An 18,238-nucleotide genomic window follows, 5' to 3' on the forward strand; every position below is an offset into this window, starting at 1 on the left:
GCGTCAGCTCTGGGCGATAGCCGAGATCTGCTCCAGTTCGGCATAGCTGCCGCCGGTGGCCGCGAGCACGCGCGCCGGTGCGTGGAAGCCATCGCGCGGAAATGGCAGAACCGTGCCGCCGGCCTCGCTGACAAGGCAGTAACCTGCCATGCAGTCCCAGGCATTCATGCTCGGCTCCGCATAGCCGACCAGCCGCCCCGCGGCCACATAGGCAAGCATCAACGCACCCGAACCGTTGCGGATGAACGTTCCGCCGATCTCGAAAAGGTTTTCCACAATGCGCGCGGCAGCAGCCGGCTCGACGCGATCATTGGAGCCAAGCCCCACCACGCCGTTGCGAAGATTGAGCTGGTCCGCAACACGGATCGGCTTTCCGTTGAGCGTCGCCCCACCGCCACGGCGGGCGCTGTAGCACTCGTCGAAGCAGGGCGCGACAATGACGCCGAGCACCGGTTCGCCATCAATCGCGGCACCGACCGAAACACACCAGTTCGGCATGCCGTTCAGGAAGGCGCTCGTGCCGTCGATCGGATCGATCACCCAGGTCAGGCCGCTTGTGCCTTCGGTCAGCCCGTACTCCTCGCCAAGCACGCCATCACTGGAAAAGTGCTTCGCAATCTCGGCGCGGATCAGCTCTTCGACCTTCTTGTCTGCCTCGGAAACCAGATCCTGCGGGTTGCGCTTGGTCTCGATGACCAGCTCATCGCGCCGTGTGAAGTAGTCGAGGGCGGCTGCCCCCGCGGCCTTTGCCATGGTTTCGGCAAAGCCAAGCCGTTCGGCAAGGTCGGTATCGGAAAGGGACACGCGGTTCTCCTGAATGGACGTTGTCATGCTGTTATCAAGGCTATGCCGCGATCGCGAAAGCCGATGGAAACCTCGGTCGCAGGCGGCAAGGGGTCGGTGGTCGCATTGTCGACGACGAAGATTGTTCCGGATGCGAGTTCCACCTCATATTCGACATGGTCGCCGAGATAGGCCGAGCTCTGAATCCGGCCGGGCAGGCTGGCATCCCCGCCCGCCTCAAGGCGGATGGCGTTTGCCCTGACGGCCAGTTTTGCCGGGCCGGGGCGTGCCGTTTTTCGCGTCGGTAGCGTGTGTCGCAGGCCGCCCACCTGTACGGTTGCGCGCCCCTCTGCAATGTCCAGCACCTCGCAGGCGAGCACATTGGCCTCGCCCATGAAGTCGGCAATGAACTCGGAGGCCGGCTCCTCATAAAGTTCGCGCGGCGGCCCTTCCTGCGCGATGCGCCCGCCCTCCATAACCACAATCCGGTCGGAAACGGCCAGCGCCTCTTCCTGATCATGCGTCACATAGACGGCGGTGAAGCCGAGCCGCTGCTGCAGCTCGCGGATTTCGGTGCGCACACGGCGGCGAAGCCTGGCGTCGAGGTTGGACAAGGGCTCGTCGAGCAGAAGCACCTGCGGCTCCAGCACCAGCGCGCGCGCAACGGCGACGCGCTGCTGCTGCCCGCCGGAAAGCTCCGCCGGCAGCCGCGCGCCATATCCTTCGAGGCCGACCAGCGCCAGCCCCGCATGCGCGTTCTCCCGCGCCTCGGCCTTCGACTGGCCGCCCGCCTCCAGCCCGTAGGCCACATTGTCGAGCACGCTCATATGCGGGAACAGCGCATAGGACTGAAACACCATGGCCACATCGCGCTCATTGGCCGGCAGGCGCGTGACATCATGCCCGCCGATCTCGATCGTGCCCGCACTTGGCGTTTCCAGCCCGGCCAGCATGCGCAATGTGGTGGTCTTGCCGCAGCCCGAGGGGCCCAGGAGCGTTACCAGTGTGCCTGGCTCGATCTCCAGATCGAGATCGTGAATCGCCGTGAACGAACCGAAATCTTTGCGCACATTGCGAAAACGGACGGAACCACGTTGCGAATTGCTCATGCCTTTGCCTCCAGACTGGATTGGGCGCGCTTCTTCGCGGCCGGGCGACTGACAGCGTTTTCCCGTCTCAGCCGGCGCTCGCCGACCAGAAGCTGGAACCCGCCTATCACGGTGATCATGACAAGGATGAGAACCGAGGAATAAGCGATGGCGATGCCGTATTCACCATTCTCCACCAGCCCCACGATATAGGCCGTTGCCATGTTGTACTTCGCGCTGACCAGGAAAATGACGGCGCTGATCGAGGTGATGGCGCGCACAAAGGAGTAAACCAGTGCCGCCATGATCGCCGGGCGGAGCAGTGGCAGGATCACCCGGCGGATCGTGCGCGGGCTCCCTGCTCCCAGCGTGATCGAGGCCTCATCGAGGCTTTTGTCGAGCTGGCTCATCGCCGCCACGCCGCCGCGCACGCCCACGGGCATGTTGCGGAACACAAAGCAGGCAATCAGGATCAGCGCCGTACCCGTCATTTCGATGGGCGGCAGGTTAAACGCCATGATGTAGCTGATGCCGATGACGGTTCCGGGAATGGCGAAACTCATCATCAGCGCGAACTCGAAGGCGTTTCTGCCAAAGAAGTTCTGCCGCACGATGAGATAGGCCGTCAGCAGCCCGACGGCTGCCGTCAAAGGCGCGGCGATCAGTGCGATTTCCATCGTTGTCCAGAAACTGTCCCAGGCAACGCCGGTCCAGGCCAGCGCCCCTTCGCGCCACTCAACCGAGAAGCCGCGCGCATAATGCTCCAGCGTCAGCGTGTGATCGAGGCCCCAGGTGGTAACGAAGCCGCCGAAAATGATCATGCCATAGACCGCAAGCGTGAAGATAATCCACGGCACCACGATTGCATAAAGCAGGGCGACGAGTGGACCGGGCAAGGCGGCGTGTTTGCCTGAATCTCCCTTGCCCGTCACCGTTGCGAAATTGCGCCCGGCGAGCCAGACCCTCTGCAAGAGGAAGGCGGAAAGCGTGAAGGTCAGAAGAATGATCGCGAGCACCGCCGCGCGCGACGGATCTGTCTGCGCGCCGACCACGGCGAAGAATATCTCGGTCGAGAGAACCCCGTGGCTTCCGCCCAGCACCAGCGGATTGCCGAAATCCGCCATGCTCTCGATGAAGCCGATCAGGAAGGCGTTGGCGAGCCCCGGCGCCATCAGCGGCAGAGAGACCTTGCGGAAGGTGCGCCAGCGCCCTGCCCGCAATGTCTGCGAGGCCTCCTCCATGGAGGGGCTCACGCCTTCCACCACACCGATGAGAACGAGGAAGGAAATGGGCGTGAAGGAAAGCACCTGCGCGATCCAGATGCCGGTCAGGCCATAAAGCCAGCGACCCAGCTCGATGCCCGTAAACGCCTCGATCCATCCGGTCACGAGCCCCGAACGGCCGAGCATCATGGTCAGAGCAAGACCGATGACGAAGGGCGGCGTGATGATGGGCAAAACCGTGAGAAGCCTGAGGCCCTTCTTTGCGGGAAAGCCCGTGCGGGTTGCCACCAGCGCGAAGGCAAGGCCAAGCGCTGTTGAGGCGGTTGCCGTCATCACCGCCAGAAAGAGCGTTCGCCAGGCCACGCCGCACCGCGCCCCGCCGACCACGCAGTCAAGGCTCCAGATAGCCGGATCCTGCATGTTTCGGATGAAGCCGTTCGGGTTGAAGGAGCCGTCGAAATCCTGGAAGGAGCCGACAAGCATGGAGATGATCGGATAGAAGACGAAAACGCCCACCAGTGCGATCAGCAGGATGATGGAGCCGACCGTGAAGGCGTCTCCCTTCATCGCGCCGCGTTCGGCCAGTCCGTAGGCGATGAGGGCCAGAAAGCCCAGCGAGAGAATGACCGCGCCCGCGCCAAAGGCCGGTTGCCCCGGATCAAGGGGCCCGAACAGCGTTTCGCTCACGCCCCAGGCCCACCCCCACAGCGTGATGGCAAGCCCCTGCAGGATCATGAATCCGGTACCGACTGCACCGATCAGCGCCAGTCGCCCGCCGCGCAGCTTTCCGGCGGGCATGGCAATCCGTGTTGCAATTGCTGCCGCGAACAGGATGAAAGCGATCAGGAGCCAGGAACGGCCCATAAAGAGTTGCAACAGGCCGGGATAGAGGTCCGGCTCGCCTGCCATCTCCCCCACCCACCGCAGTGAGAAAAACCCGCCCTCAACCCGATACCATGGCAGAAGACAAATAGCGGCAAGGCCAAGCCCGAACGTCACGTCGAGCCGACGGTTTTCGCGCGTCATCATGTGCAGTCCTGTCCGTGAGGGGCGCCTCGGGCTTCACCCCCGATGAAACCCGAGGCTTGCGAGCGCCGGATCAGTTGGCAATGGCACCAATCTCGCGATCCCAACGCTCAAGCAGCGCTTTTCGCTTGTCCGAGCTGCCATAGGTCACGAAGTCGTAGTCGATCAGCTTGACCTCATCGAGGCTCGGCGATTCCTCCGGAACCTCCGCAGAGGCATTTGACGGGATCTGGAACGACTTGGCATCCTTCAGGAGCGACTGCACATCCGCCTTCAGCACCCAGTCATACCATGTCTTGGCAGCCTCTTCGTTGCGTGCACGGTTGACGATCGACATGGAGCCGATCTCGTAACCCGTTCCCTCGCAGGGCGCGACCACACCGATGGGAAAGCCCTCGACCGCCTGGGCGACCGCATCATGCATGAAGACGATGCCGATCCCGGTTTCGCCGCGAGCAGCCGCCTTCACCGGCGCAGAGCCCGACTTGGTGTATTGCGACACATTATCGTTCATCTTCTTGAGGAACTCGAATGCCTCGTCTTCGCCCATGAGCTGGACGAGCGTGGCAAGCGCAGTGTAGGCCGTGCCCGAGGAGTTCGGGTTCGCCACCTGGATTTCACCCTTCAGCGCCGGGTTCAGCAGATCCGCCCAGCATTTGGGCGGCTCGATGCCCTTGTCGGCCAGAAATTCCTTGTTGTAGCCCCAGCCAAGCGCGCCAGAATAAACGCCAACGGTCTTGTAGTCGGCACTCTCGGCCTGCTTGACCGCCCACGGCAGAAGCTCATCCAGCATTGGCGACTTGTAGGCCATGGTCAGCCCATCGGCCGCTGCCTGAAGATGCGGATCGCCGGTTCCTCCCCACCAGATATCCGTCTTCGGATTGCGCGCTTCCGCGCGCACTTTCGCATAGGCCTCGCCGGAAGACAGCCGCACCATGGAAACGTCGATATCGTGCTCGGCCTCGAACTTTTCGACGAGCAGTTCACAGATGACCACATCAGCCGAGCAGATCAGATTCAACTCGTCCGCATTCGCCACGGCCTGCGACGCCAGAACGGAACCTGCCGCCAGCGCCACCGTCGCCAGATAGTTTTTCTTCATGAAACCCTCCCTTGGTGCTTATCGGATTTATTTTGCACACGTGTGCAATGTTCTTCCGACTTGAAGGAGCTGTCAATGGTCGTGATATAAAAATTTCATAAGGCAAGGTAATTTGATACTAACGTTCTGATTGAACAGCTGTGCAATCCGTTTATGATCCGAGCAACAAACACACCGTCAGGAGCAAACGTGCCGGTTCGAAAGGCTTCCGTCAGTGCCAAGGATGTTGCGGCCCGGGCCGGGGTTTCCCGCGCTGCCGTTTCACGCACCTTCACACCTGGTGCGAGCGTTTCAGAGGAGACGCGCAGCAAGGTCATCGCTGCCGCCGAGGCGCTCGGGTATCAGGTCAATCACCTTGCCAGAGGCCTCATAAGCCAGAAGACAGGGATCGTCGCCGTGGTGGGGGCGGATCTGGCCACACCCTACCGCTCCGAGCTTCTCCGCGCCCTGACCGAGCGCCTTCAGGCCGTTGGCCGGGTCGCCATCCTCATCAACACGGATCGCTCGGACAGAAGCGTGGACATGGCCCTGCAACAGGCGATCCGCTATCGCGCGGAGGCAGCGATCGTTCTGTCAGGCATGCCCGACAAATCCATCAGCGACCTGTGCCATCGTAACGGGCTTCGCCTCGTCCTCATCAACCGTGACGACGCACATTCGCGATCTATCCAGATACGCCTCAACGACGCCGACGCAGCCCGCCTGGCGCTCACCTCGTTTCTCAGAGCCGGCTGCCGAACGCTGGCGGTGGCGACATCCAATGCCGGCACACCCAGTCTCGTCGCACGGGAGGAAGGGTTTCTCGCTGAAGCACACCGACGCGGACTGTCTGTGACCTGCGAGCGTTTCGGCCCGACCGGATATGAGAGCGGTCTGACACTGGGCGAACGCCTGCTCGTGCTGCCGGACAGGCCGGACGCCATTTTCTGCACAACAGACCTGATCGCCTGCGGAGTGATGGACGCTGCCCGTCACCGCTTTTCTCTTTCGATACCGGACGATCTCTCCGTGATCGGCTTTGACGATATTCCGCAGTCCAGCTGGGACAGCTATCAGCTCACCACCTTCCGGCAACCGATAGGGGAAATTGCCTCTTCCGCCGTGGACTGGCTGGCCGAAGACGAAGGAGATGGCGAAACGCGCGTCATCCGTTTGGCAGCGCCCATGTCCTGGCGCAAATCCGTTCGCGGCAGCAATGCCAGATAGCGGCTTCCCTCAGAGATAGTGCAGCCCCAACCGGTGCCCGTCGACCTCTCGCACCTTCACGACCGTGTCGTAAATGTCATTGAGAACCAGTTCCTGCATGAGATCGACCGCCCCGCCCTCAAGCATCACGCGCCCGTCGCGCATCGCCACCACATGGTCGGCATAGATGGAGGCAAAATTGATGTCGTGGATCACCACGGTGATCGATTTCGCGAGCTCGTCGGCGGTCCGCCGCAGCAGCTTCATCATCGCGGCCGCGTGCTTCATGTCGAGGCTGTTTAGCGGTTCGTCGAGCAGCACATATTTCGTGTCCTGCGCCAGCACCATGGCCACGAAGGCGCGCTGGCGCTGCCCCCCCGATAACTCGTCCAGAAACCGGTCTCGCAACTCATTGAGCCCCAGATAGGCGATCGCCTCGTCGATATGTCGCTTGTCCTCCACCGTCGGGCGGCCACCTGAATGCGGAAACCGCCCGAAGGCGACAAGCTCGCTCACCGTCAGACGCATGTTGACCTGATTGTTCTGCTTGAGGATTGCCAGCCGCTTGGCAAGCACCGCGCCTGGTGTTTCCTGCACGTCGAGCCCATCGACAAGAACCCGCCCCGCCGTGGGCGCGATCAGCCGCGCCATCATGGACAGAAGCGTCGATTTTCCGGCTCCGTTCGGGCCGACAATCGCGGTGATGCCGCTCTCCGGCAGCTTCAGGCTGACATCGTCGACAACCGTCGCTTCATCATAGCACTTGGTGAGATTGTGGATTTCGATCATCGGTTCAGATTCCGGTAGAGCAACAGCATGAAGGCAATGCCGCCGGTAAACTCGATAATGACGCTCAGCGCAGTGTCGAAACCGAACACGCGCTCCATCACGGTTTGCCCGCCCACCAGCGCGATGATGGCGATCAGCGTTGCCGCTGGCAGCGTGTATTCATGCCGGTCCGTGCCCACCGCCTGATAGGCAAGGCTTGCCACCAGAAGCCCGAAGAAAGTAACCGGCCCGACCAGCGCAGTGGAAACGGAAACCAGAACGGCGATCACCGCGAACAGCATCATCACCACGCGCTGGTAATCGATGCCCAGGTTGACCGCCGTATCACGTCCCAGCATCAAAACATCGAGCTTCGCCAGCAGCCGGCGGCTCACCCAGGCTGTCACCAGCACGATCACCGAAGAGACCGCCAGCAACTGCGTATCGATCGTGTTGAAGCTGGCGAACAACATGTCCTGCAGGGCTATGAACTCATTGGGATCGAGAATGCGCTGCATCATGTGTGAGAGGCTGCGGAAGAACACGCCGAACACCAGACCCGCCAGCACCACAAGATGCAGGCTGCGCCGACGGGAAAGAAAAAGCCAGTGAAACAGCGCCATCGACATGGCCACCATGAGCATCGTCTCCAGAACGAAACGGAGGCGCATGTCTATGATCGCCAGATCCCGTGTACCGAGAAAAAAAACGAGTGCTGTCTGGAGCGCCACATAGAGCGAATCGAACCCCATCACCGCCGGTGTCAGTATCCGGTTCTGTGTGATGGTCTGAAACAGTACGGTCGCCGTCGCCACCGCGTAGGCGACCAGAACGAGGCCAAGCAGCTTTCCGCCGCGAAACGGCAGCACGAAGTCCCAGTTGCCTTTTGCGCCGACGGTCATGAAGGCTGCCATCGCTGCAGCAGCGGTGAAACCGAGGAGAGCGAGCGCCAGACGAGGCCTTTGCCATGGGGGAGTTTTAGCCAAAGCGCGCCCGCCGGCGAAGGAGGAGGAACAGGAAAATGCCGGAGCCGAGAACGCTCGCGACCGTACCGACCGGGATTTCATAGGGAAAACGCACCACGCGCCCGATGATGTCACATGCGAGAAGAAACCCCGCCCCTGAGACGGCAACCCATGGCAGGGCGCGGCGCAGATTATCGCCCACCGCCATGCTGACGAGATTGGCTACGATGAGCCCCAGAAACGGTACGGTTCCCGCCGTCACAACCGCGGCGGCCGATACCATCGAAACGATCGCCAGGCCTGACGCAACTATGCGCCCGTAATTCAGGCCGAGATTGCGGGTAAAGCTCTCGCCCAGCCCTGCCACGGTGAACCGGTCTGCCGCCAGATAGGACAGGACTGCGAGCCCCCCGGCGATGAAAAGCAGTTCATAACGTCCGCGCAGCACACCGGAGAAATCGCCATTTGTCCATGTCGCGAGTGATTGAAGCAGGTCGTAGCGGTAGGCAAAAAAGGTCGTGACTGCATTGATGACACCGCCGAACATCAATCCCAGAAGCGGCACGACCAAACTGGAACCAGCCGGGATTTTCGAGACAAGGCGCAGAAACAGGAAAGTCGTGCCCAGCGCAAAGCCCGAAGCCACAACCATCTTGTAGAATACTGGCAGGCCCGGCGCGAGCAGCGCCACCACCAGAAGGCCAAGACTTGCAGCTTCAACCGTGCCGGTGGTCGTGGGCTCCACGAAGCGATTGCGAAACAGCATCTGCATGATGAGTGCGGCGACGCCCATCGACATGCCTGAAAGCACCAGCGCCACCGTGCGGGGTATGCGGCTTACGAGAAGCAGCTGGATGGCCTGCGCGCTGCCATCACCGGAAATGAGGTCACCGAGCGGCATGTCGGCCACCCCGACGAACAGGCTGATGGCTGCCAGAACAAGAACGCATCCCACCGCCAGCATCAGGCCGGCGGCGGGGCGAACTCGAACGGTCATGCTGGCGGCGGCTTGCATGGTCCGGTCAGTCGGCTGCGCTCAGTGCCCTGGTGATCGCGTCGACTTCTGCCTGGAGGGCAGTCATGCCGCCGCCAACGAGATACCAGCGAACCGCGTCGGCGTAATAGATATTGCCTTCCTTTGCGGCGGTGGTTGCGGCAACGAGTTCGTTGTCGAGCGTTTGTTTCGCCGACTGGCCGTCATTTCCGACCGCCGAATCGCGGTCGACCACGAAAAGCCAGTCCGGATTTGTCTTGAGGATGAATTCAAACGAAACAGCTTCGCCGTGCGTGGCCGCCTCCACATCCTCAACGGCGGGCGCAATACCGAGATCGTCATGCAGCCAGCCGAAACGCGAGCCGGGGCCATAGGCCGAAACCTTGCCTCCATTGGTAAGAATGATCAGGCCTTTTCCGACATCTTTTGCGGTCTGCTGCAACGCAGCGACCGATGTGTCGAGCTTGCCGATCAGCGCCTCCGCCGCTTCTTCCTTCTCGAAAATCGTGCCCAGTTTACGTGCATTCTCCTGAGCCCCTTTCAGAAAGTTGTCGGGCTTGATGGTCAGGTCGATGGTCGGAGCGATCTTCGACAGCGCCTCGTATTGCGGGGCGGACCGGCCTGCCACAATGATGAGATCCGGGCTCGCCGCATTCACCGCCTCGAAGTCAGGTTCGAAGAGGGAACCGATCTTTGCGTAATCTTCACCCTCATATCTGGACAGATAGGCGGGGATCAGCGCGCTTGGAACGCCCGCCACCTCTACGCCCAGCGCATCGAGCGTATCCAGTGCGGCGAGATCGAATGTCAGGACCTTCCTGGGCGTGTCCTGCAAAACGGTTTCACCTTGAGCATGTTGAACAGTAACCTCTCCTGAATTGGCATAACCCGGCAGGAAGGCCGCAACCGCGATGGCCGAAGCCAGGAAACGCCCGGCAAGTGACGGTAAGTTTGAAATCATCGACACGCTCCAAATGTCCCAGAAAATGCAAGGAGGTGCCTGACGCCCATCGTCTGGCCGGTCGACAACACCCTTGTCAGCATGTCGGTTAGCAAATATGATTATCGTAATCAACTTATCTGTATGGGCAATCGACCAGACAGTTTCGGCAACATTTTTCCGGAGACATTTCTCATGCTTCAATCCAAAGCCGTCGTGACGACGGAAAATGCGTCAAAATATCTGCAGCAGCTTTGCAAGCATTTCGCTCACAAGGTGAGCGTCGACTTTGATACATCGCGGGGCAAGGTGGATTTCCCGTTCGGTGACTGCATCATGCGTGCAGATGAAGCAGCACTCACCATCGAGTGCAACGCCAAAACGGACGAAGAGCTGGCCCGCGCCCAGAACGTGATCGACGATCATCTGACGCGCTTCGCATGGCGCGAAAAACCGGAAATCTCCTGGCAGGCGTGAGAAGCCGGACGAAGACTGAGCGAAAATTCGAAAGGCGGCGGAACGCGAGCAGTGGATTCCGCCGCCTTTCGTTACTCGGCGGCCTGAGGCAGCGCGAGTCGTTCTGTGTCCTGAAGTGACGCACCGATATCGGAATCCTGTTCCTCCTCCGGTCGCCTCACCCGGTAGAATGCGGCGTAAAGCGCCGGCACGAACAGGATGGTCAGGACCGTTGCAGCCGTGAGGCCGCCCATGATGGCAAATGCCATCGGCCCCCAGAACACATTGCTCGAAAGCGGCACCATGGCGAGGATGGCGGCCAACGCCGTCAGAACCACCGGGCGGGTGCGGCGCACCGTCGCTTCGATGATTGCCGTCCATTCTGGCGACCCGTCTTCAAGATCCGCCTTGATCTGGTCGACCAGAATGACCGTATTGCGCATGATCATCCCGGCGAGCGCGATCAGCCCAAGCAGGGCAACGAAGCCGAAGGGCTGATTAAAAATCAACAGCCCGAACGCCGCACCGATGAGACCGAGCGGTGCCGTGGCAAAGACGAGGGCGAGCCGTGAAAAGCTCTGCAACTGGATCATCAGGATCGTAAGCATGGCCAGCACCATGACCGGAAACACCTCGAACAGAGCTGCATTGGCCTTGGCGCTCTCCTCGATGGCGCCCCCCATTTCGATGCGGTAGCCCACCGGCAGGTTTTCCATCAGCGGCTTCAAGGTCGGCCAGATCTGCGAGGAAACATCCGGCGGCTGCACCCCGGCAGGCACATCCGCACGCACCGTGATCATCATGTCACGGTTCTGCCGCCAGAGGATCGGCTCCTCATGCCCATAAACCACCCTGGCCACCTGCGACAGAGGCACCGGCGCTCCGCCGCGCGTGGCAATCGTCAGGTCGCCCAGATGCTCGATATCGAGCCTTTCGCTCTCCACTGCGCGCGCCACCACATCCACCTGTTCGATGCCATCGCGAACCGATGTCACCGTCAGGCCTGAAAGCAGTGTCTGAAGCGTGCGGCCGATATCCTGCGGCGTCAGGCCAAGAGCCCGCGCACGATCCTGATCGACCTCGAGCCGGATGGATTTCGCCTGCTCGTTCCAGTCCAGATTGGGATCAAGCGCATTGGGGTTCTGCGCCATCACGTCGCGCACCTCGTAGGCGATGCGACGCACTTCCAGTGGGTCCGGGCCGATGACACGGAACTGAACGGGGAAGCCCACGGGCGGACCGAACACGAGTTCCGTGACGCGCACCCGCGCTTCGGGCAGGCCGCCTTCGTCGATATAGATCTGAAGCCGTTCCTTGACCCGGTCGCGCGCCGCCGCGTCTTCCGTGTACATCACGATGATTGCATAGTTCGGCTTTGGCAGCTCCGGGTTCGAGGCAAGGAACCAGCGCGGCGCGCCGGCGCCCGTATAGGTGGAGTAGGTCAGCACTTCCTCGTCCGCCGCAATCACCTCTTCCATCACGCGGGCAGAGGCTTCGGTGGCCTTGATCGGCGCGCCTTCCGGCAGGCGGATTTCCACCATCAGTTCGGGGCGTGGCGAGGTCGGGAAGAACTGTTGCTGGACAAATCCGAAAGACCAGATCGAGACCGCAAAGAGCCCGACCACCGCTGCAATGACCACCCAGCGCCAGGACACACACCATTCCACGATCCGGCGAAGCCCATTGTAGAGGCGTGTGTCATAGATATCATGGTGTTGCCCACCCTCGGCCACCGCAGTACCGTGCTTGTGGAAGTCGGGCAGCAGCTTGACGCCGATATAGGGCGTGAAGATCACCGCCACGAACCACGACGCCACCAGCGCAATGCCGACAACCCAGAAGATGCCGCCGGCATATTCGCCCGCTGTCGACTGCGCAAAGCCGACAGGCAGAAAGCCCGCCGCCGTCACCAGCGTTCCTGTCAGCATGGGAAAGGCCGTGGAGGTCCAGGCGAAGGTCGCCGCTTTCAGCCGGTCATAGCCCTGCTCCATCTTCACCACCATCATCTCGACGGCTATGATCGCGTCATCCACCATGAGACCGAGCGCGATGATGAGCGCGCCAAGTGTGATGCGCTCCAGGCTCATGCCCAGAATGTCGAGCACAATCATGACGATGGCCAGCACCAGCGGCACCGCCAACGCCACAACGATACCGGTGCGCCAACCGAGCGAGAGAAAACTCACTGCCAGAACCACGGCAAGCGCTTCCAGAAACACCTTGATGAACTCACCGACCGAATCCTGAACCACCTCCGGCTGGTTGGCGATCATGTCGAGTTCCAGACCGACCGGAAGATCGGCCCTGATCCCGCTCATGGCCTGATCGAGATTTTCACCCAGCGTGAGGATGTTTGCGCCCTCGGCCATAACCACACCGATGGCGAGTGCCTGCTGCCCTTCGTGGCGCGCGGTAAAGCTCGGCGGGTCTTCATAGCCGCGCCGCACATCGGCGATATCGCCAAGACGGAAGACGGTGCCGTTTACGGCAACAGGCACCGAGGCCACGGCCTCCACACCCTTGAGCGCGCCTTCCACACGCAGGAAGACCCGGTCGGACGCCGTCTCGATCTCGCCCGAGGGCGTCACCGCATTCTGTGCCGCGATGGAATTAAAGATCACCTGCGGGTCGATGCCCAGCGTAGCAAGCTTGGAATGGGAAAATTCGACAAAGATGCGCTCATCCTGATCGCCGTAGAAGCGAACCTTCTCCACATCCGGCACGCGTAGAAGCCGCTGGCGGATGTCTTCGGCCGCGTCCTTCAGATCGCGCATCGTCGCGCCATCGCCGGTCAGCATGTAGAGCGCGCTGTCCACATCACCGAACTCGTCATTGAAGAACGGGCCGATCACGCCCTGCGGCAGGGAGGCTCGAATATCGCCGACGCGCTTGCGGATCTGGTACCAGAGCTCTTCCACCTCGCCCGGCGGCGTCGTATCCTCAAGCTGCACCTGCATGAAGGTGGAGCCGGGTTTGGAATAGGTGCGCACCTTGTCAAAATAGGGCACTTCCTGAAGCGTCTTCTCGATCGGGTCGGCGACCTGCCGCTGGACCTCCTCGGCTGTTGCGCCCGGCCAGATGGCATTCACCACCATGACCTTGATCGTAAAGCTCGGATCCTCCGCGCGACCAAGCCGCGCATAGGAATAGGCCCCACCCAGAGAGAGAACGATTATCAGAAACAGGACGAGCGTCTGGTGGGTGACGGCCCACTGCGAAAGGTTGAAACGCTGCATGATGGCCCCCGGTCAGTCGGCGCTGGCAGACTGGATTTCGGCGAGCCTCACGCGCTCGCCTTCCTGCAGTTTCTGAACACCGAGCGTGACGATCTTCTCGCCATCCTCGAGGCCCTCGGCAATGATCGCGTTGCGCGACTGATAGGCCCCGACGACGACCGGGCGGCGTTTGAGTTCGTTCGAGGGGGGATCGACTACGAACACGACCGGACCCCGGCCATCGTCGAGAACCGCCGTCATCGGTATGCGAGCGACCGGTGACGGATCTCCTTTGGTGAGTGAAACGGTGGCGGTCATCCCGAGCCGGACAGTCTCGTCCGCCTCCGGCACGGAAAAACGCACCGGATAGGTCCGGCTCGTGCCGTTGGCCTCCGGCGCGATCTCGCGCACCTTTGCGGCATAAACCCCGCCGCCGGCCCACAGCGACACTTCAGCGGTGGAACCTTCCAGATCGGAAAGCCGGCTTTCGGGGATCGATACCTCGACCTCCTTCTCGTCGAGCTGTGCCACGCTCACCACCATCTGCCCCGGTGAGATCACCTGGCCTGCCTCCACGCCCACGGCGCTCACCACACCGTCGGCGGATGCGGTGAGCTCGGCATAGCCCATCTGGTTTTCAGCAAGGGCGACAGCGCGCTGGGCCTGCTCAAAGCGCGATCGCGTTTCGTCGACCGCCAGCGCCTGTGCATCGAGCGCCGCCTGGGTCACATGCCCGCGCTTGAAAAGTTTGCGCGCCCGTTCGAGATCGGTCTCGGCCTTTGTGAGGCTCGCGCGCGCTGCCGTCAGCGCGGCGCGTTGTTGTTCCAGTTGCAGGTTGAGGTCCAGCGGATCGAGCCGCGCCAGAACCTCGCCGGCCTTCACCACGTCTCCCACATCCACACGCCGGTCCGCCACCTTGCCGCCGACACGAAAGGCCTCGGCCACTTCTGTGCGCGGCACGATCGTGCCCGTGTAGGTGCGTGTTTCGGCAAGCGGAGAAAGGTGCACCGTCGCCACCCGCACGACCGGGTCGGGACGCTCGGCCACTTCCTGATCCTGACAGGCTGCGAGCGAGAGCGCCACCGCGCCCAGAAGAACAACCCTATTCATCGTCGTAAGCGGCATGGCGCCCTACCTTGTAAATATTGTTAACTGATGATTCTCAATATTCATCACAATTTGCGCGCAGCAAGCGTGGTTCGCCATGCAACGTCAGCCTAAGTACGCTTGCCCAGTGCCTTCAGGATAAAACGCAACTGCTCGCGCAGCCCCAGCTCGGTGTCTTCGCCGTGCTGTATGCAATGTTCGATCAACAGAGGATGGAAGAACGGCACAAACGCTGTCTTCACACAGCGCGCCGCCTCTGCCGGGTCTTCAACTTCGAACTCTCCGACCTCGACTCCCTCGCGGATGATTCCCTCGATAATCGTGGTGACGCGCTCGATATGCGCCTTGATGATCGCCCAATTTTCCTGCATCGCCACCGCGACCATCTCATGCGTCCGCTTTTCCTTGATCAGCGTCACCTTGTGATGCTCGTGGATCGCCGTCAGAAGCCGCGACAGCTTCTCCGGCGCGGGTGCACTGGTCCGCGCGATGGAAAAGGCGATTTCCGCCACTTCCTCGACGATCCGCCCGCATATGCATTCATTGATCGCACCTTTTGAGGGAAAGAACCGGTAGACATTGGCCGGACTCATGCCCACTTCCGCCGCGATATCGGCAACGGAAGTCTTCTGATAACCGATGCTGCGGAAGAAATTCTCGGCCACTTCCAGAATGCGGCTGCGGGTCTCTTCCGGATCGGTGCGGGTACGGACGGTCTGTTTCATCATTTTAATCCTGACGATTTTCAATAATCGTCAGCTTTCACCGAGTCAACAGGCAATCGTCCTGGCCAGATCACAACCTTCGCCTACCCGCATCCTCAAGGATCATCGACGCCGCCTTCTCCGCAATCATGAGCGTCGGCGAATTCGTGTTGCCAGAAACGATGGCAGGCATCACAGACGCATCGGCGATCCGTAAGCCTCTCAGGCCACGCATTCGAAGCCGTGGATCGACCACCGCCTCCTCATCCGCCCCCATCCGGCAGGTGCCGACGGGATGGAAGATCGTGGTGCCGATCTGGCCCGCCGCCTCCACGAGTTCTTCCTCGCTCTGGTAGTTTGGACCCGGCTTGAACTCTTCGGGCCGATAGCGCTGCAGGGCCGGCTGCGCAACAATACGCCGCGTCAAACGGATCGCATCGACAGCCACCTGCCTGTCGCTCTCGGTCGCTAGATAATTGGGCCGGATGGCCGGCTGTTTCCGGAAATCCTTCGAGGTCAGATGCACCGAGCCCCGGCTGTCGGGCCGCAGGTTGCACACGCTTGCCGTGAACGCCGGAAAGGGGTGAACCGGATCGCCAAACTTGTCGAGCGAGAGCGGCTGCACGTGATATTGCAGATTGGCCGTTTCGCGTGTCTCGTCGGAGCGTGTGAAAAGGCCAAGCTGACTTGGCGCCATGGACATGGGCCCCGACCGTTTCAGCAGATATTCCAGCGCAATCACTGCCTTGCCGGTCAGCCTGCTTGCCTGTTCGTTGAGCGTACGAATGCCCGAAACCCTGTAGGCGCACCGCAATTGCAGATGGTCCTGCAGGTTTTCGCCCACCGAACTCTGCTCGAAAACAACCGGGATGCCGGCTGCCTGCAAGACGTCCCCGCGCCCGATGCCCGACAGTTCGAGAATGTGCGGCGAGCCGATTGCGCCCGCCGACAGAACGACCTCGGCCCGGCAATGCGCCTCGCGCGCCGCGCCGTTCTGCTCATAGGCGACGCCCGTGGCACGCCCCTCCTCAACGATGAGCCGACGCACATGTGCACCTGTTTCAACCCGCAGGTTCTGCCGGTGCCGCACTGGCTTGAGAAAGGCTTTCGAGGCATTCCAGCGTATGCCGCTGCGCTGGTTCACACGAAAATAGGACGACCCCTCATTGTCACCGCGGTTGAAATCGTCAACCTTTGGAATGCCGAGCGCTTCGGCCGCATCCTGAAACGCATCCAGAATGTCCCAGCGCACGCGCGCCTCTTCCACACGCCACTCGCCGCCGGCGCCATGCATGTCGTCGGCGCCCCGGTAGTAGTCTTCGGGCTTCTTGAAGAAGGGCAGTACGTCGTCCCAGGCCCAGCCGGTGCAGCCCATTTGCCGCCAGCGGTCATAATCACGCGCCTGCCCCCGCATGTAGATCATGCCATTGATGGAGGAGCAGCCGCCCAGCAGCTTTCCGCGCGGATAGGCGAGGGAGCGCCCGCCCAGTCCCGGTTCGTTCTCTGTCGTGAAACACCAGTCCGTGCGCGGGTTGGAAATGCAATAAAGATAGCCGACCGGAATATGCACCCAGGCGTAATTGTCCTTGCCCCCTGCCTCCAGAAGCAGCACCGAGATCGTGGGATCGGCGGACAGGCGGTTGGCCAGAAGGCACCCCGCCGTGCCAGCGCCGACGACAATATAGTCATATGTCTCCGTCATGGCGGTCAGCGGGCATCGTCCTCCCCGCGCGAAAACCGCGCGAGGATTTCACCGACAATGCCGCGACGGAACAGAAGCACGCAGATCATGAAGATCGCGCCGGTTATCACCGTCACCGGAAACTCCGACGTGGCGAGATAGTTCTGAAGCGTCACCACCAGCCCCGCACCGACAATCGGCCCGAGCATAGTGCCGATGCCGCCCAGAAGCGTCATCAGGATCACCTCGCCAGACATCTGCCAGGTTACATCCGTCAGCGTTGCAAACTGGAACACCAGCGCCTTCATCGCGCCGGCCAGCCCCGCCAGCGTTGCCGACATCACGAACGCCGCCAGCTTGTAGCGGGCCACACTGTAGCCGAGCGAGGTCGCGCGGTTTTCGTTCTCGCGGATCGATTTCAGGATCATGCCGAAGGGCGAATGCACGATGCGCCAGACGGCAAACACGCCGATCAGGAACCCGCCCAGCACGAAGAAATACATGTTGAGCGGCACGCTGAGATCGATGAAGCCGAAGAGATGGCCGCGCGGAACGCCCTGAATGCCGTCTTCGCCCTTGGTGAAGGGGGCCTGAACGCAGAAGAAATAGAACATCTGCGCCAGCGCCAGCGTGATCATGGCAAAATAGATGCCCTGCCGCCGGATGGCGAAAAAGCCGATGATCAGCCCCAGTACCGCCGCGCCAAACACGCCGAGCAACACGCCGAATTCCGGCGTCCAGCCCCACTCCTTCACGGCATGGGCAGTAAAATAGGCCGCCCCGCCGAAGAAGGCCGCATGGCCAAAGGAAAGCAGGCCCGTATAGCCAAGCAGCAGGTTGAAGGCTGCCGCAAAGAGCGCAAAGCACAGCATCTTCATCAGAAAGACAGGATAGAGGAAGAAGGGTGCTGCGATCAGCGCGGCAATCCCCAGCCCCACAAGAAGCCATTCGGTGCGGGCGCGGGTCTGCCGATCAATGCCGGTGGTTGTCATGTCCGCCAT

At 61.4% G+C, this 18,238-nt stretch carries 15 protein-coding genes; 2 read left to right on the forward strand and 13 right to left on the reverse strand.

The features are described from left to right. Window positions 1-3: 3 nt before the first annotated feature. The 4 genes from P2W41_RS16180 to P2W41_RS16195 all read right to left on the reverse strand — a co-directional run bounded on the left by P2W41_RS16180 (window position 4) and on the right by P2W41_RS16195 (window position 5,222). Entirely contained in the window at window positions 4-831 is an 828-nt protein-coding gene (locus P2W41_RS16180; RefSeq protein WP_404933760.1) for an inositol monophosphatase family protein, read from the reverse strand. After that, complete coding sequence (locus P2W41_RS16185) at window positions 828-1,892, reverse strand: ABC transporter ATP-binding protein (RefSeq protein WP_404933761.1); 1,065 nt, start codon at window positions 1,890-1,892, stop codon at window positions 828-830. Before P2W41_RS16185 ends, P2W41_RS16180 begins: the two co-directional genes overlap by 4 nt. Continuing rightward, window positions 1,889-4,120, reverse strand: coding sequence for an ABC transporter permease (locus P2W41_RS16190; RefSeq protein ID WP_404933762.1), 2,232 nt, complete (start codon window positions 4,118-4,120; stop codon window positions 1,889-1,891). Before P2W41_RS16190 ends, P2W41_RS16185 begins: the two co-directional genes overlap by 4 nt. A gap of 73 nt (window positions 4,121-4,193) precedes the next feature. Beyond that, window positions 4,194-5,222, reverse strand: coding sequence for an ABC transporter substrate-binding protein (locus P2W41_RS16195; RefSeq protein ID WP_292899130.1), 1,029 nt, complete (start codon window positions 5,220-5,222; stop codon window positions 4,194-4,196). A gap of 153 nt (window positions 5,223-5,375) precedes the next feature. Between P2W41_RS16195 and P2W41_RS16200 the strand changes: the two genes are divergently transcribed. After that, on the forward strand, window positions 5,376-6,428 hold the full coding sequence (locus tag P2W41_RS16200) for a LacI family DNA-binding transcriptional regulator (RefSeq protein WP_404933763.1): 1,053 nt from the start codon (window positions 5,376-5,378) through the stop codon (window positions 6,426-6,428). Between the two features lie 9 nt (window positions 6,429-6,437). Here the strand turns inward: P2W41_RS16200 and P2W41_RS16205 are convergent, their stop codons facing one another. The 4 genes from P2W41_RS16205 to P2W41_RS16220 are packed head-to-tail and all read right to left on the reverse strand — an operon-like array spanning window position 6,438 to window position 10,095. Next, a complete protein-coding gene (locus P2W41_RS16205; RefSeq protein ID WP_404933764.1) occupies window positions 6,438-7,196 on the reverse strand; it encodes an ABC transporter ATP-binding protein in 759 nt (252 codons plus the stop codon). Then, window positions 7,193-8,161, reverse strand: coding sequence for an iron chelate uptake ABC transporter family permease subunit (locus tag P2W41_RS16210; protein WP_404933765.1), 969 nt, complete (start codon window positions 8,159-8,161; stop codon window positions 7,193-7,195). Before P2W41_RS16210 ends, P2W41_RS16205 begins: the two co-directional genes overlap by 4 nt. Then, a complete protein-coding gene (locus tag P2W41_RS16215; RefSeq protein WP_404933766.1) occupies window positions 8,154-9,137 on the reverse strand; it encodes an ABC transporter permease in 984 nt (327 codons plus the stop codon). The genes P2W41_RS16210 and P2W41_RS16215 overlap by 8 nt, the downstream gene beginning before the upstream one ends. 25 nt (window positions 9,138-9,162) lie before the next feature. Further along, window positions 9,163-10,095: a siderophore ABC transporter substrate-binding protein gene (locus P2W41_RS16220; protein ID WP_404933767.1), complete on the reverse strand. Its 933-nt coding sequence runs from the start codon at window positions 10,093-10,095 to the stop codon at window positions 9,163-9,165. A gap of 174 nt (window positions 10,096-10,269) precedes the next feature. Between P2W41_RS16220 and P2W41_RS16225 the strand changes: the two genes are divergently transcribed. Next, window positions 10,270-10,551, forward strand: a complete 282-nt coding sequence (locus tag P2W41_RS16225; RefSeq protein ID WP_292899118.1) for a DUF2218 domain-containing protein — start codon at window positions 10,270-10,272, stop codon at window positions 10,549-10,551. A 71-nt stretch (window positions 10,552-10,622) separates the two neighbouring features. Here P2W41_RS16225 and P2W41_RS16230 read toward each other — a convergent pair whose 3' ends face one another. The 5 genes from P2W41_RS16230 to P2W41_RS16250 all read right to left on the reverse strand — a co-directional run bounded on the left by P2W41_RS16230 (window position 10,623) and on the right by P2W41_RS16250 (window position 18,238). Beyond that, entirely contained in the window at window positions 10,623-13,766 is a 3,144-nt protein-coding gene (locus P2W41_RS16230; RefSeq protein ID WP_404933768.1) for an efflux RND transporter permease subunit, read from the reverse strand. A 12-nt stretch (window positions 13,767-13,778) separates the two neighbouring features. After that, window positions 13,779-14,870 carry an efflux RND transporter periplasmic adaptor subunit gene (locus P2W41_RS16235; protein WP_404933769.1) on the reverse strand — a complete coding sequence of 364 codons (1,092 nt, stop codon included), beginning with the start codon at window positions 14,868-14,870 and terminating at the stop codon, window positions 13,779-13,781. Between the two features lie 92 nt (window positions 14,871-14,962). After that, window positions 14,963-15,577: a TetR family transcriptional regulator gene (locus P2W41_RS16240; protein WP_404933770.1), complete on the reverse strand. Its 615-nt coding sequence runs from the start codon at window positions 15,575-15,577 to the stop codon at window positions 14,963-14,965. A gap of 70 nt (window positions 15,578-15,647) precedes the next feature. Continuing rightward, window positions 15,648-17,258 carry a GMC family oxidoreductase gene (locus P2W41_RS16245; protein ID WP_404933771.1) on the reverse strand — a complete coding sequence of 537 codons (1,611 nt, stop codon included), beginning with the start codon at window positions 17,256-17,258 and terminating at the stop codon, window positions 15,648-15,650. A 5-nt stretch (window positions 17,259-17,263) separates the two neighbouring features. Beyond that, window positions 17,264-18,238: a branched-chain amino acid ABC transporter permease gene (locus tag P2W41_RS16250; RefSeq protein WP_404933772.1), complete on the reverse strand. Its 975-nt coding sequence runs from the start codon at window positions 18,236-18,238 to the stop codon at window positions 17,264-17,266.

It is taken from the genome of Nitratireductor sp. L15S-10 (assembly GCF_045011005.1).
In the GTDB taxonomy this organism is placed as follows: domain Bacteria; phylum Pseudomonadota; class Alphaproteobacteria; order Rhizobiales; family Rhizobiaceae; genus Nitratireductor.

Bases quoted from the DNA above. Each gene is read 5' to 3' on its own strand.
- P2W41_RS16180 (WP_404933760.1), bottom strand. From the start codon at position 831: ATGACAACGTCCATTCAGGAGAACCGCGTGTCCCTTTCCGATACCGAC.
- P2W41_RS16200 (WP_404933763.1), top strand. From the start codon at position 5,376: ATGATCCGAGCAACAAACACACCGTCAGGAGCAAACGTGCCGGTTCGA.
- P2W41_RS16205 (WP_404933764.1), bottom strand. From the start codon at position 7,196: ATGATCGAAATCCACAATCTCACCAAGTGCTATGATGAAGCGACGGTT.
- P2W41_RS16235 (WP_404933769.1), bottom strand. From the start codon at position 14,870: ATGCCGCTTACGACGATGAATAGGGTTGTTCTTCTGGGCGCGGTGGCG.
- P2W41_RS16220 (WP_404933767.1), bottom strand. From the start codon at position 10,095: ATGATTTCAAACTTACCGTCACTTGCCGGGCGTTTCCTGGCTTCGGCC.
- P2W41_RS16245 (WP_404933771.1), bottom strand. From the start codon at position 17,258: ATGACGGAGACATATGACTATATTGTCGTCGGCGCTGGCACGGCGGGG.
- P2W41_RS16215 (WP_404933766.1), bottom strand. From the start codon at position 9,137: ATGACCGTTCGAGTTCGCCCCGCCGCCGGCCTGATGCTGGCGGTGGGA.
- P2W41_RS16250 (WP_404933772.1), bottom strand. From the start codon at position 18,238: ATGGCGGACATGACAACCACCGGCATTGATCGGCAGACCCGCGCCCGC.
- P2W41_RS16230 (WP_404933768.1), bottom strand. From the start codon at position 13,766: ATGCAGCGTTTCAACCTTTCGCAGTGGGCCGTCACCCACCAGACGCTC.
- P2W41_RS16185 (WP_404933761.1), bottom strand. From the start codon at position 1,892: ATGAGCAATTCGCAACGTGGTTCCGTCCGTTTTCGCAATGTGCGCAAA.
- P2W41_RS16195 (WP_292899130.1), bottom strand. From the start codon at position 5,222: ATGAAGAAAAACTATCTGGCGACGGTGGCGCTGGCGGCAGGTTCCGTT.
- P2W41_RS16240 (WP_404933770.1), bottom strand. From the start codon at position 15,577: ATGAAACAGACCGTCCGTACCCGCACCGATCCGGAAGAGACCCGCAGC.
- P2W41_RS16190 (WP_404933762.1), bottom strand. From the start codon at position 4,120: ATGACGCGCGAAAACCGTCGGCTCGACGTGACGTTCGGGCTTGGCCTT.
- P2W41_RS16225 (WP_292899118.1), top strand. From the start codon at position 10,270: ATGCTTCAATCCAAAGCCGTCGTGACGACGGAAAATGCGTCAAAATAT.